Genomic DNA, 13,663 nt, shown 5'->3' with positions numbered 1-13,663 from the left:
GACATGGCGAACCAGTGGCAGGGCGTGCTGCGCGAGTGGGCCGACGTGCTCGACGTGACGGATGCGTCGACGGTCGTGACGCTCGGCGAGGGCGGCACCCCGCTCATCGAGTCGAGGGCGCTGTCGAGCATGACCGACGCGCGCGTGCTCGTGAAGTTCGAGGGGCTCAACCCGACCGGCTCCTTCAAGGACCGCGGCATGACGGTCGCCGTCTCGCGTGCCATCGAGCGCGGCGCGAAGGCCATCGCGTGCGCGTCGACCGGCAACACGTCGGCGGCTGCCGCCGCCTACGCGGCCGCGGCGGGCATCCAGGCGATCGTGCTCGTGCCCGAGGGGCGCATCTCGATGGGCAAGCTCGCCCAGTCGGTCGTGCACGGCGCGCGCATCGTGCAGATCCGCGGCAACTTCGACGACTGCCTCGACATCTCGAAGGAGCTGGCCGAGCAGTACCCGGTGCACCTCGTGAACTCGGTGAACGACGACCGCATCGAGGGGCAGAAGACGGCGGCGCTCGAGATCATCGACGTGCTCGGCGACGCCCCCGACATGCACATCATGCCGGTCGGCAACGCCGGCAACATCACGAGCTACTGGCGCGGCTTCTCGCAGGCCGAGACGGCCGGCACCGCGACGCGGCGCCCGCGCATGATCGGCTTCCAGGCCGCAGGTGCAGCGCCGATCGTGCGCGGCGAGATCGTGCGCGACCCCGACACGGTCGCCACCGCCATCCGCATCGGCAACCCCGCCTCGTGGCAGCAGGCGCTCGCCGCGCGCGACGAGTCGGGCGGCTACATCGGCGCGATCGACGACGCCGGCATCCTGCGCGCGCAGCGGCTGCTCGCGTCGTCGACCGGTGTCTTCGTCGAGCCCGCCTCGGCGATCTCGGTCGCGGGCCTGCTCGAGCGCCACGCGGCAGGCGAGATCCCCGCGGGCTCGACCGTAACGCTCACGGTCACCGGGCACGGGCTGAAGGACGCCGCCTGGGGCCTGCGCCTCGAGGACGGCTCCGACGCGACGCCCGAGTCGGCCGACGCCGACACCGCGCAGGTCGCGCAGATGCTGGGCCTCGCGTGACGGCCGCGCAGTCCTCGGCCAGCACCGTGCCGCTCGGGCGGCGCGTGCGCGTGCGCGTGCCCGCCACGAGCGCGAACCTCGGCCCCGGCTTCGACACCCTCGGTCTCGCGCTCAACGTGCACGACGAGCTCGAGGTCGTCGCGACCGAGTCGGGCGTCCGCATCTCGGTCACCGGCGTCGGCGAGCCCGGCACCGAGCACAGCGTGCCCACCGACGAGACGAACCTCGTCGCGCGCGCCCTGCTGCACGTCTTCGATCGGGTGGGCGTCGTGCCGCCGGGCATCGAGATCACGGCGACCAACAGCATCCCCCACGGTCGCGGCATGGGCTCGTCCGGCGCCGCGATCGTCGAGGGCGTGCTCGCGGCGAAGGGGCTGCTCGAGGGCGTCGTCGACGTGAGCGACAGCGACGTGCTGCGCTACGCGACCGAGCTCGAGGGGCACCCCGACAACGTCGCGCCCGCCATCTTCGGCGGCCTGACGATCGCGTGGGTCGACGAGACCGGCCCGCGCCACAAGCAGCTCGCCGTGCACCGTGGCGTCTCGCTGCTCGTCGCGGTGCCGGAGGCGACGATGTCGACGTCGCTCGCGCGCAGCCTGCAGCCGACCGAGGTGCCGCACGCCGACGCGGTCTTCAACCTGTCGCGCTCGGCGCTGCTCGTCGCGGCCCTGACGCAGAGCCCCGAGCTGCTGTTCGACGCGACCGAGGACCGCCTGCACCAGACCTACCGCGCGAGCGCGATGCCCGAGACGAGCGCGCTGATCGGCGACCTGAGGGCCGCCGGTCACGCGGCGGTCGTCTCGGGTGCCGGGCCCTCGGTGCTCGTGCTTGCGAGCGACCCCGCGGCACGGCTCGACGCCGTCGAGGTGGTCGAGCGGCGAGCGGATGCGTGGCACGCGCGCCTGCTGGCCGTCGACATCCGCGGTGGTACAGTTGAGGCCGTTCCCAACGACGCCGCGGCCTAGCCCGGCAGGGGATGTTCCGACTCCTCTCTCCGCACTCTGATGCGTTCTTTTGTCCGCACCCCGGACGTGGGCGCAGCGGGAGACGTGGTCCCACGCCCGCGAGCATCGCGCGCGGGCCGATATCGAAGGAGACTCGCCCCATGACGAGCGAGATCATCGACAGCATTCCGGCGTCCGACGACGCCGCTGTCCAGACCAGCAGCACCGACTCGACGGCGGCCGCCCAGGCGCCCGAGTCCGAGGCCCCCGCCAAGACCGCGCCGAAGCGCCGCTCTCGCCGCGCGACGTCGTCGTCGGTGGCCGAGCAGGCCGAGGCGCCCAAGGCTGAGTCCGCTGCGGCCGAGGCCGCGCCGGCCGCGGCCGCGAGCAGCGACGCAGCTGCCGCGCCCGCCGCCGAGACGGCGCCCAAGCGCCGCGCACCGCGCCGCTCCTCGAAGCAGGCCGACGCCACCGCCGCACCCGTGGTCGAGGCGCCCGCTGCCGACGCCCCCGCTGCCGAGGCGCCCGCGGCCGAGGCCGCTGCCGAGGAGGCGCCCGCCGCCGCCGCCGCTCCTGCCGACGAGGCTCCCGCGAAGCGCGCACCGCGCACCCGCGCGAGCCGCTCGCGCACCAAGGCCGGCGCCCCGTCCGACGACCAGCCGTCGCCGCGCGAGGACACCCCGATCGCCGAGACCGAGGTCGCGGATGCAGCGGCGCGCGACGGCGAGCTCGCCGAGCCCGACGCACCCGCAGCCGCATCCGACGACCGTGCCGCGCGAGCGCGCGCCGCCGTCGAGGAGGTCACGGCCGACGAGCAGGGTCAGTCCGAGCAGGGCCAGTCCGAGCAGGGCGACGGCCAGCGCGAGGGCACCTCGCGCCGTCGCCGCAGCCGCGGCAAGGGCAGCCAGCAGGGCGGCCAGGACGACCAGCAGCAGGACGACGACGACAACCGCCGCGGCCGTGGCCGCGGCCGGGGCCAGAACCAGAACGGTCCGCAGGCGCAGCAGCAGCCGCAGGCCGACCAGGACGGCCGCCGTGGTCGCGGTCGCGACCGAAACCGCGGGCGCAACCAGGACGACGAGTTCGAGGTGCACGAGGACGACGTGCTCCTGCCCGTCGCCGGCATCCTCGACCTGCTCGACAACTACGCCTTCGTGCGCACCTCCGGCTACCTGCCCGGCTCGAACGACGTCTACGTCTCGCTCGCCCAGGTCAAGAAGCACGGCCTGCGCAAGGGCGACGCGATCGTCGGCGCCATCAAGCAGCCCCGCGAGGGCGAGCAGCAGCAGTCGAACCGGCAGAAGTTCAACGCGCTCGTCCGCGTCGACTCGGTCAACGGCCAGTCGGTCGAGGATGCGCTGAACCGCGTCGAGTTCTCGAAGCTCACGCCGCTCTACCCGCAGGAGCGCCTGCGCCTCGAGACCACCTCGAACAAGCTCTCGACGCGCGTCATCGACCTCGTCGCGCCGATCGGCAAGGGCCAGCGCGGCCTCATCGTCTCGCCGCCCAAGGCCGGCAAGACGCTCGTGATGCAGGCCATCGCGAACGCGATCGCGGAGAACAACCCCGAGGTCCACCTCATGATCGTGCTCGTCGACGAGCGCCCCGAGGAGGTCACCGACTTCCAGCGCACCGTCAAGGGCGAGGTCATCGCGTCGACCTTCGACCGGCCGGCCGAGGATCACACGATCGTCGCGGAGCTCGCGATCGAGCGCGCGAAGCGCCTCGTCGAGCTCGGCCACGACGTGGTCGTGCTGCTCGACGGCATCACCCGACTGGGCCGCGCCTACAACCTGTCGGCGCCGCCCTCGGGCCGCATCCTCTCCGGAGGTGTCGACTCGAGCGCGCTCTACCCGCCGAAGAAGTTCTTCGGCGCCGCGCGCAACATCGAGCACGGCGGATCGCTCACGATCCTCGCCACGGCGCTCGTCGAGACCGGCTCCAAGATGGACGAGGTCATCTTTGAGGAGTTCAAGGGCACCGGCAACATGGAGCTGCGCCTCTCGCGCCAGATGGCCGACAAGCGCATCTTCCCCGCCGTCGACATCAACGCCTCCGGCACGCGCCGCGAGGAGATGCTCATGGGCGTCGAGGAGACGAAGGTCATGTGGAAGCTCCGCAGGGCGCTCGCTGGCCTCGACACGCAGCAGGCGCTCGAGCTCACGCTCAAGCAGCTCAAGGAGACGCAGTCGAACGTCGAGTTCCTGATGAAGGTCTCGAAGTCGGTGCCCGGCCAGCACGACAAGGACTGACATGTTCGAGTCGGTCTCCGGCCTGCTGGCCGAGCACGCCGACCTCGAGCTGCAGCTCGCCGACCCGGCGCTGCACGCCGACGCGGGTCGTGCACGCCGGGTGAACCGGCGCTACGCCGAGCTCAGCCAGATCAAGGCTGCGCACGAGCGCTGGCGCACGGCGGTCGACGACCTCGCCGCCGCGCGCGAGCTCGCGCGCGACGACGAGGCGTTCGCCGAGGAGGTGCCGGCGCTCGAGGGCGTCGAGCACGAGGCGCAGGAGAAGCTGCGGCGGCTCCTGATCCCGCGCGACCCGGATGACGGCCGCGACGTGATCATGGAGGTCAAGGGCGGCGAGGGCGGCGAGGAGTCGGCGCTGTTCGCAGCCGACCTCGTGCGCATGTACTCGCACTACGCGACGAGCCGCGGCTGGAAGATCGAGATGCTCGAGTCCACCCCGAGCGACATGGGCGGCTTCAAGGACGTGCAGATCGCCTTCAAGGGGTCGTCGAACGACCCCTCGCAAGGCGTGTGGGCGTCGCTCAAGTACGAGGGCGGCGTGCACCGCGTGCAGCGCGTGCCGGCGACCGAGACGCAGGGCCGCATCCACACCTCCACGACCGGCGTGCTCGTCTTCCCCGAGGTCGACGCGCCCGAAGAGGTGCAGATCGACCAGAACGACCTGAAGATCGACGTCTACCGATCGTCGGGGCCCGGCGGCCAGAGCGTCAACACGACCGACTCGGCCGTGCGCATCACCCACCTGCCGACCGGCATCACGGTCTCGATGCAGAACGAGAAGAGCCAGCTGCAGAACCGCGAGGCCGGGATGCGCGTGCTGCGCGCACGCATCCTCGCGCGCCAGCAGGAGGAGCTCGACGCGGCCGCCTCCGACGCGCGCCGCAGCCAGATCCGCGGCATGGATCGGTCGGAGCGCATCCGCACGTACAACTTCCCCGAGAACCGCATCGCCGATCACCGCACCGGCTACAAGGCGTACAACCTCGACTCGGTGCTCGACGGCGCGCTCCAGCCCGTGATCGACTCCTGCATCCAGGCCGACGAGGAGGCGCAGCTCGCTGCCCTCGCGGGCGACGCCTGAGCAAACCGGGGGCTTGTCGGCGACCAGGCGGAAGCGGACCCTAGGGCGCGGCGGCATCCGCCGCCGCATGCTCGATGGTGAGGAGCGCCAGATGACTCGCAAGCTTCGGTCCAGGGCAGTGGCGGCGACAGCCGCCGCGGTCATGGGACTCGCCCTGATCGCCGTGACCGGCCCGCCCGCGGCGGCCGGCGGCGGGCACTCCGGTGGTGGCCACTCCGGTGGCGGCCACTCGCGCGATGTCGTGACGGTCGCCACCGGGCTCGACAATCCGCGGCAGCTGTCGCTCAGCGGCCGCAGCCTCTACGTCGCCGAAGCGGGCACCGCCGACGCGTGCACCGCGATACCGGGCGCGGCTCCGGAGTTCCAGGTCTGTGGGCTGACGGGAGGCGTCACCGAGGTGCGGCGACCCGATCACCGGCGCGCCGAGCAGCGGCAGGTCGTCACCGGGCTGCCCACCATGACGTTCAACGGCGAGGTGATCGGCGCATCCGACGTCTCCGTCCGCGGCAACAGCATCGAGGTGCTCATCGGCGGGATGGCCGGTGCCGCGACGTCGCGGAGCGCATTGCCTGCCGAGTACGCCGACTTCGGCACGCTGCAGAGCGCGCGGCTGCGGTGGGGGCCAATCACGGGTGCAGACCTGTCGCTGATCGCCGACGTGAACGCGTTCGAGGTCGCGAACAACCCCGACGGCAACGTGCCGCCCGACAGCAACGCCGTCGGCTTCACCGCGCTCGGGCACGGGCGCTGGGCGATCACCGACGCGGGCGGCAACGCGCTGCTGCGCGTCGGCCGAGGCGGCGAGCGAGCGGTCGCGGTGTTCCCGAACGGCGCACCGGTGCCCAACCCGTTCGGGCCGGGCGAGGTAACCCCGCAAGCGGTGCCGACCGACGTCGCCGTCGGTCCCGACGGCGCGTACTACGTGTCGCAGCTCACGGGCTTCCCGTTCCCGACCGGCTCGTCGACGATCTGGCGGGTGACGCGCGACGGGCAGGTCTCGGCGTACGCCACGGGCCTCACGATGGTCACGAGCCTCGAGTGGAAGGGGCGCACGCTCTACGCCGTGCAGCTCGACGACGACAACTTCTTCGACGGCCACGTCGGCTCGCTGCGCAGGATCACGCCGGGAGCGGCCGTGCACGAGGCGGTCGTCGACGGCCTCTCGGCCCCCTACGGGCTCGCGATCCAGGGCCGCTCCGCCTACGTGAGCGTCGACTCGATCTCGTCGGGCGGCGGTTCGGTGATCCGGGTCGACCTGCGGTGACGCGCTAGCGTCGGAGGCATGAGCGCCGCCGCGATGCATCCGCAGCGGCGGCGCTGACGCCATGCCGCGGTCGAGGCTGGGCTCCGCGTTCTGGCGCTTCTGGAGCGTCGAGCTCGCGACCGAGACGGGCATCGGGCTCGCGGTCATCGCGCTGCAGACGATGGTCGTGCTCGACCTCGGCGGGGGAGCGGCGGAGGTCGGCTGGCTTGCCTCCTCCCGCTGGCTGCCCTACGTCGTGCTCGGGCTCGTCGTCGGCGCCGTCGTCGAGCGGATGCGTCGGCGCACGACGATGCTCGTCAGCGATCTCGCGCGCGCGGTCGTCCTGGGCGCGCTCGCGTGGGCGTGGCTCGCGGGGCTCGGCTCGCTCTGGCTGCTGCTCGGGGCGGCCGTGCTGCTCGGCGGGGCGAGCCTCGTGAACGACACCGCGTCGCAGGCGTTCGTCCCGCGGCTCGTGCCTCGCGATCGACTCCTCGGCGCGCACCAGCGGCTCGATGCCGGCAGCTCTGCCGCGCAATCGGCGGGCCCCGCCGTCTCGGGCGCCGTCATCGCGTGGCTCGGCGCACCGGTCTCGCTGCTCGCCGCGGCGCTCGTGCACCTCGTCTCGGTGGTCGTGCTCGCGACGCTGCCGGTCGACGAGCCGGCCCCGGCCCGGCGGCAGCGCCTCGGGCCCGCGATCGTGAGCGGCCTCCGCTTCGTGCACCGGCATCCGCTGCTCGGGCCGTTCGCGCGCTGGACGCACGTGTGGTTCCTGTGCAACGGCGCCGCGATGACCCTGCTCGTGCCGCTCGTGCTGCTCGACCTCGATGCCGGGCCGGCCGGGCTCGGCCTCGCGCTCGGCGTGCTCGGCGGCGCGACGCTCGTCGGGACGGCGCTCGCGGGGGTCGTCGCCGGCCGGCTCGGCGAGGGGCGCACGATCGTCGTCGCGAAGGCGGCGTATCCCGTCGCGTGGGGCTGCGTCGCGGCGGCGGGGCTCGCGGCGCTCGCAGAGGGAGCGGCGCTCGTCGTCGTGCTCGTGGGCCTCGCGATCGCCGGGCTTGCGATGGGCATCGACAACCCGAGCGAGATGGCGCTGCGCCAGCGGGCGACGCCCGACCGCATGCAGTCGCGCATGAACGCCACGATGCGCACGGTGAACCGCGCGATGATCGTGGTCGCGGCTCCGATCGCGGGTCTCGTCGGCGACGCGATCGGGTTCGGCCCGGCGCTCGTCATCGTCGCCGTCGGGTTCGCGGTCGCCGCGGCCGGCATGGCGCTGTCGCCGCTCGCTAGCCGCCGCGGTGCGCGGTAGGTTCGCGTCATGCGCATCGAAGCCATGGACCCGCTGCTCCCGGCCGGCTACGACATCGCCTGGACGCTCGTGCTCGTGGGCGTGCTCGCGCTGACGGTCACGGCGCTCTGGCAGGCGCTGCGCTCGCGGGCACACGCCGGTGGCGAGCAGCTGCTGTGGGCGCTCGTGATCCTGGTCGCGCCGGTGCTGGGATCGATCGCCTGGTTCGTGCTCGGCCGCGCTCCGCGCCGCTCCACCGGCACCGCCGCCTGACCCGCCCGCGGCCGCGAGCGGCGCGTAGGCTCGCGCGCATGGCCACGCCCGTGCCCGACGTCACGCTGCTGTGCGGGCCCGCGTGCGCGGGCAAGTCGACGCTCGCGCGCGAGCTCGAGGCCGACGGGGCGATCGTGCTCTCGTTCGATCGCGAGGCGTGGTCGCGCGGCGTGCACGACGGCGCCTTCACCGAGGAGCTCATGGCCTCCATCGACGCCGACCTGCACGAGCGCATGGCGGCGGCGGTCGCCGCGGGGGAGCGCGTCGTGCTCGACGCCTCGCTGTCGACGCGCGCGGTGCGCGACGATTGGCGGATGCGCTGCGTCGCGATGGGCGCGACGCTCGAGCTGGTCGTCGTCCGCGCGCCGCTCGAGACGCTTGCCGAGCGGCTGCGGGAGCGCGAGCCCGGACCCGAGTCCGTCGTGCTCGAGCAGGCGGCGCTCGAGCGGTTCGTGGCCGGCTTCGAGTGGCCCGGCGACGACGAGCCGCACCGCGAGCTGCGCACGGGCTGACCGGCGGTGGCGGCGCATCCGCGACCGCGCACCGTGCCAGGATGAGCGCATGGATGCGCTGCTCATGTCGCTCGGCTCGGCGCTGCTCGCCGCCGCCGGCATCGCGGTCGCGCTCGTCGTCCACCTGATCGGCCTCGGCCGCATCGCGCCGACGCCCGTGCTCGGCCTCCCCGGTCGGCGCTTGCGCGCGGATGCGAGCGTCTACCGGGCCGCGCACCGAGCGGCCACGCCGCTCGCGTGGCTCGCGGGCTCGGTCGCGGCGGTCGCCGCCCTCGGCTCGCTCGCGGCCCGCGCCGCGGCGGGCGCTGAGGAGTGGGCGATCCTCGCGGTGCTCGCGGCGATCATCCTCGTCGTCGGGCTCGTGCTCGCCACCTGGCGGGCGCACGCCTCGCTGCCGGACTGAGCGCGCCGCGGCGGCGGCACCGCCTCAGTCGCGGAGCGTCCAGGCGAAGGCACGCGCCTTGTCGCTCAGCGCGCCGCCGCGCACGCGAGCGCGGTCGGGCTCGTCGAGCACGCCGGTGATCTCCTCGCCGAGGCGGACGAGCGACGCGAAGCTCTCGGGGCTCGCCCACGACGGCCGCAGCGAGAAGGTGAGGTCCTCGGTCGAGGTGTTGCCCGAGGCGCCGGGCGCGAACGGGCAGCCGCCGAGCCCGCCGAGCGCGCCGTCGACCACCCCGGCGCCGGCATCGACCGCGGCGAGCGCGTTGGCCACGCCCGCGCCCCACGTGTCGTGCCCGTGGAACACGAGCCCGGCCTCCGGGCGCAGCGCCGCCGCGAGCCCGACCCGCTCCCGCACGGCGGCGGGATGCGCCTGGCCGAGCGTGTCGCAGATGATGACGTCGCTCGCGCCCGCGGTCCGCTCGTCCTGCAGGATGCCCCGCAGGCGCTCGAGCGGCACCTCGCCCTCGAAGGGGCACGTGAAGCTCGTCGCGATGCACAGCTGCAGGAGCCCGTCGACCGCCCGGGCCCCCGCGAGCGCATCCGGCATCGCCGCGATCGAGGTCTCGGTGTCGCGGCCGATGTTCGCGCGATTGTGGCTGTCGCTCGCCGAGAAGCAGTACTGGAAGCGCGTCACTCCCGCGGCTGCCGCGCGCTCGACGTGCCGGGGGGTCGCGACCCACACCCAGCATCGCTCGAGCTCGGCGGGCGTGAGCGCCGCGACGACGTCGAGGGTGTCCGCGACGGCGGGCACGAGGTCGGGCCGTGCCATCGAGCCGATCTCGATCTGCTCGACGCCGAGCGCGAGCAGCTCGCGCACGAGTCGCACCTTGCGCTCGGTCGGCAGCGGCTTGCCGGTGAGCTGCAGCCCGTCGCGCAGCGTGACATCCCTGATCTGCACGGTCATGCGCGCACCCCTTCGCCCTCGAGCGCGGCGATCCGCGCGTCGTCCCAGCCGAGCCACTCCGCGAGCACCTGGCGCGTGTCGGCCCCGAGATCCGGGCCCGGATGCGCGATCGGCAGCGACGCGCCGCCCACGACGGGCACGATCCCGGGCATCGCGACCGACTCGCGGACCGCGGCGCCGTCGTCGATGTCGAACCGCTGGATCATGTTGCGCGCGGCGTACTGGTCGTCGCCGATGACGTCCTCCGCCGTGTAGATCGGGCCGGCGGGCACACCCGCCGCGTCGAGCGCCTGGAGCGCCTCGGCGCTCGGGCGAGCGGCGGTCCAGGCGCCGATCGCGTCGTCGAGCTCGTCGCGACGCTGCCATCGCAGCTCGTTCGAGACCAGCCCGGGATCGGCCGCGAGGTCGGGCCTGCCGATCGCCTCCATGTAGCGCCGGAAGATGCCGTCGCCGTTGCCGGCCACGACGATGCTCCTGCCGTCGGCGCACAGGTACGCGTTCGAGGGCGCGATGCCCTCCATGCGACCGCCCGTGCGCTCGCGACGGCGGCCGTAGGCAGAGAACTCGGGGATGAGCGACTCGGTCATCGAGAGCATCGCCTCGTTGAGCGCGACGTCGATCACACGCTCGTCGAGCGGGATGCGCGGCGTGCCGCCCTCGGCGCCGCGTCGCCGCTCGCGCTCGAAGAGGCGCATGACGGCGCCGAACGCGGCGTAGAGGCCCGCGATCGAGTCGCCGATCGAGAAGCCGGTCCGGCTCGGGGGCCTGCCCGGCTCACCGACGAGCTCGCGGAAGCCGCCGTACGCCTCGGCGACCGCGGCGAAGCCGGGCCGGGCCGACATCGGGCCCGTCTGCCCGAACGCCGAGATCCGTGCGACCACGAGCTCGGGGTTGACGGCCTCGAGCGCCGCGGGGCCGATGCCCCAGCGCTCGAGGGTGCCGGGCCGGAAGTTCTCGATGAGCACGTCGGCGTGCGCCGCGAGCTCGAGCACCGCACCGCGGCCCTCGTCGCTGCGGAGGTCGAGCACCACCGATCGCTTGCCGCGGTTGATCGTGCGGTAGAGCATCGACGTGTCGCCCGCCTGCAGCCGCCACCGCCGCAGCTCGTCACCGGTGCCCGGGCGCTCGATCTTCACGACCTCGGCGCCGAAGTCGGCGAGCAGCCTGCCGGCGGTGGGGGCGGCGATGTAGTTGCCCAGCTCGAGCACGCGGATGCCGTCGAGCGGCTTGTCGACGCTCACAGGAACACCGACAGCACGAGCACGACGCCGAGCGCGACGATCGAGGCGACCGAGACGCCGACGGTCGTCGACTTGAGCGCGCCTCGCACCGACTGGCCGAGGAAGGTCTGCAGCAGCCAGAACGTGTTCGAGGTCACGTGGATGCAGAACAGCGCACCGGCGCCCGCGGCGAGGCCGATGAGGATGGGGTCGAGGCCGAGCGACGCGGCGACGGGCGCGAGGATGCCCGCGGCCGTCATGGCCGACAGCGTCACCGAGCCGACCGCGATGTGCAGGATCGCGGCGATCACCCACACGAGCAGGATCGGGGCGAAGGCGGATGCGCCGAAGTAGCTGGTCAGGAGCGGTCCGAGCTCGCCCGCGCCGATGACGGCGGCGAGCGCGCCGCCGACGCCCGTGAGGGCGAAGATCTGGCCGGCGTCCTTGAACCCGTGCACGAGCGCCCGCTCGAGCTCCTTGGCGCCGAGCGCCCATCGACCGATGAGCGCCGTGCCGACCACGCCGAGCAGCAGCGCGATGGCGGGCGAGCCGAGGAACTGCATGGCGGGCACCTCGAGCTCCATGACGTCGAGCACCGCGCCGCTCGCGATGAGGGCGAGCGCGATGAGCAGCGGCGTGAAGAGCAGCAGCAGCGGCATCTGCTTGTCGCCTGCCGCCGCGCCGGCGCGCCCCGTCTCCGTCTCGAGCTGGAGGACCGCGCCGCCGTCGCTCGAGCCGTGCGCGGGACGCGTGCGCGCGCCGCCGCCCTGCACGGGCACGGCCGAGGTCGCGCCCGAGACCGAGCGCGGCGCAGCGGTGGCGTTCGAGTCGTCGATGATCTCCTGCTCGTCGAGCTCGGGGTTCCAGAAGCCCGCGCGGAACGCGATCGTCATGATGAAGATCGAGATGATGACCGTCGGGACGACGACCACGAACCCCCACAGCATCATCTGGCCGATCGGGATGCCGAGGCTCGCGGCGATCATGACGGCGCCGATGCCGGGCACCATGAGCGCGATGCCCGTCTCGAGGCTGATGGCGAACATCGTCGCCATGATGCCCGCGCCGGCCTTGCCGAGCCGCGGGGCGATGCGCCGTGCGAGCGGCGCCGCGATCACGATCATGACGTCGATGAAGATCGTCTGCAGGTAGGTCGCGAACGACAGGCCGATCGCGTACGGCACGCCCTTGGGGCCGAACGCCTTGAGCAGCGCCTCGACGAGCCGCTCGACCGCGCCCATCCGGTTGAGGAGCGAGCCGATCAGCACGCCCCACGCGATGAGGAGGCCCGCCTCGGCCATGGTGTCGCCGAATCCGCCCGCCATGGTCTCGACGGTGCCCACAGCGCCGAGCCCGCTCGCGAGGCCGATGCCCGCGGCGCCGAGCGCGAGCGCGATGACGGGATTGACGTGGAACTTCACGATCAGCAGGACGACCGCGATGATCGCTACGCCGACCACCACCAGGATGGACCATTCGGCCACGGTGGGCTCCTCTCCGTTGAGGCCGTGCGCGAGTGCACTACGGATTCCCACATGCTAGATGACCCTCCACGATGTGGGAAGCGCTCGGCGTGTCGGGACCATAGGATCGAGGCATGACCGACGCCCCGCTGCTGGTGCTCGCGAAGATCAGCGCGATCCTCGACGCCTTCACGCTCGAGCGTCCGAGCATGACCGCCGCCGACATCCGCAGGGTCACGGGCATCCCGACGTCGACCGCCCATCGGCTGCTCGGCAACCTCGTCGAGCACGGCTTCCTCGACCGCGTCGGCGACGACTACTCGATCGGCGCTCGGATGGCGTTCTGGGCCGGACCCGCGGTGCGAGCCCGAGCGCTCGGCGACCTGCTGCCGCCGCAGCTCGACGCGCTCCGCGACGCGACGGGGGAGACCGCGTGCTTCTTCATCGCCGAGCGCGGCGCGCGCGTGTGCGTCGGCGTCGCCGAGACGAGGCACGGTCTCAAGCGCGACATGTACGTCGGCCGCATCCAGCCGCTCCACGTGGGGAGCGCCGGCCGCGTCATCCTCGCGTGGCGCGACGACCTGCTCGAGCAGGTGCTCGCCGACCCGCTGCCCGCCCTCACCGGCTCCACCATCACCGATCCCGATGCGCTCCGCGAGGCGGTCGCCCGCACGCGCGCCGACGGCTATGCGATCACCGCGGGGGAGCGGGTCGAGGCATCGAGCGGCGTGTCGGCGCCCGTCTTCGACGCGCACGGCGCGCTCACTGGGGCGCTCACGGTCATGGGGCCGACGCTGCGGCTCACGGATGCCCGCTGCGAGGAGCTCATCGACGACGTCGTGGCCGCCGCAGACCGGCTCACCGCGTCGATCGGGGGCCGTCGACTAGCATGATCGGCGGACCCGACGAGCGGTCCGCGGACGAGGGAGCCGTACCCGCACAGCGACAAGACGGCCGGAAGGACTCGT

Annotated in this window: 13 protein-coding genes and 1 riboswitch; of the genes, 10 read left to right on the top strand and 3 right to left on the bottom strand. The window is 73.3% G+C overall.

Features of this window, described 5'->3' with window-relative positions; translation table 11 throughout:
- Positions 1-3: 3 nt before the first annotated feature.
- From thrC to ABD106_RS13810, 9 genes are all read left to right on the top strand, one after another.
- Positions 4-1,074: a threonine synthase gene (gene thrC, locus ABD106_RS13850; protein ID WP_343921379.1), complete on the top strand. Its 1,071-nt coding sequence runs from the start codon at positions 4-6 to the stop codon at positions 1,072-1,074.
- Complete coding sequence (gene thrB, locus ABD106_RS13845; protein WP_343921377.1) at positions 1,071-2,039, top strand: homoserine kinase; 969 nt, start codon at positions 1,071-1,073, stop codon at positions 2,037-2,039. Before thrC ends, thrB begins: the two co-directional genes overlap by 4 nt.
- 140 nt (positions 2,040-2,179) lie before the next feature.
- Positions 2,180-4,270, top strand: coding sequence for a transcription termination factor Rho (gene rho / locus ABD106_RS13840; RefSeq protein WP_343921375.1), 2,091 nt, complete (start codon positions 2,180-2,182; stop codon positions 4,268-4,270).
- A gap of 1 nt (position 4,271) precedes the next feature.
- The gene (prfA, locus tag ABD106_RS13835; protein ID WP_343921373.1) at positions 4,272-5,351 is read left to right on the top strand and encodes a peptide chain release factor 1; all 1,080 of its coding nucleotides are present in this window, start codon (positions 4,272-4,274) and stop codon (positions 5,349-5,351) included.
- Between the two features lie 91 nt (positions 5,352-5,442).
- The gene (locus ABD106_RS13830) at positions 5,443-6,615 is read left to right on the top strand and encodes a ScyD/ScyE family protein (RefSeq protein WP_343921371.1); all 1,173 of its coding nucleotides are present in this window, start codon (positions 5,443-5,445) and stop codon (positions 6,613-6,615) included.
- 61 nt (positions 6,616-6,676) lie between these two features.
- Positions 6,677-7,903, top strand: coding sequence for an MFS transporter (locus tag ABD106_RS13825; RefSeq protein ID WP_343921369.1), 1,227 nt, complete (start codon positions 6,677-6,679; stop codon positions 7,901-7,903).
- A gap of 9 nt (positions 7,904-7,912) precedes the next feature.
- The gene (locus tag ABD106_RS13820) at positions 7,913-8,155 is read left to right on the top strand and encodes a PLDc N-terminal domain-containing protein (RefSeq protein WP_343921367.1); all 243 of its coding nucleotides are present in this window, start codon (positions 7,913-7,915) and stop codon (positions 8,153-8,155) included.
- 38 nt (positions 8,156-8,193) lie between these two features.
- Entirely contained in the window at positions 8,194-8,667 is a 474-nt protein-coding gene (locus ABD106_RS13815; protein ID WP_343921365.1) for a P-loop nucleotide/nucleoside kinase family protein, read from the top strand.
- Positions 8,668-8,716: 49 nt separating this feature from the next.
- Positions 8,717-9,070: a hypothetical protein gene (locus ABD106_RS13810; RefSeq protein ID WP_343921363.1), complete on the top strand. Its 354-nt coding sequence runs from the start codon at positions 8,717-8,719 to the stop codon at positions 9,068-9,070.
- Positions 9,071-9,094: 24 nt separating this feature from the next.
- On the opposite strand, the gene ABD106_RS13805 is transcribed toward ABD106_RS13810, so the two are convergent.
- From ABD106_RS13805 to ABD106_RS13795, 3 genes are read right to left on the bottom strand one after another with little or no spacing between them, the layout of a single operon-like run.
- Positions 9,095-10,012 (bottom strand): beta/alpha barrel domain-containing protein, encoded by a 918-nt coding sequence (locus ABD106_RS13805; protein WP_343921362.1) that lies wholly within the window; start codon positions 10,010-10,012, stop codon positions 9,095-9,097.
- Entirely contained in the window at positions 10,009-11,253 is a 1,245-nt protein-coding gene (locus ABD106_RS13800) for a CaiB/BaiF CoA transferase family protein (protein WP_343921360.1), read from the bottom strand. Before ABD106_RS13800 ends, ABD106_RS13805 begins: the two co-directional genes overlap by 4 nt.
- A complete protein-coding gene (locus ABD106_RS13795) occupies positions 11,250-12,716 on the bottom strand; it encodes a GntP family permease (protein ID WP_343921358.1) in 1,467 nt (488 codons plus the stop codon). Before ABD106_RS13795 ends, ABD106_RS13800 begins: the two co-directional genes overlap by 4 nt.
- A 113-nt stretch (positions 12,717-12,829) precedes the next feature.
- On the opposite strand from ABD106_RS13795, the gene ABD106_RS13790 reads away from it, so the two are divergent.
- Positions 12,830-13,588: an IclR family transcriptional regulator gene (locus tag ABD106_RS13790; protein WP_343921356.1), complete on the top strand. Its 759-nt coding sequence runs from the start codon at positions 12,830-12,832 to the stop codon at positions 13,586-13,588.
- Positions 13,589-13,654, top strand: a riboswitch (guanidine-III (ykkC-III) riboswitch).
- Positions 13,655-13,663 lie beyond the last annotated feature (9 nt).

Source organism: Agrococcus citreus (assembly GCF_039527715.1).
Lineage (GTDB): Bacteria > Actinomycetota > Actinomycetes > Actinomycetales > Microbacteriaceae > Agrococcus > Agrococcus citreus.
This window is presented reverse-complemented; position numbering and strand designations above follow the sequence as displayed.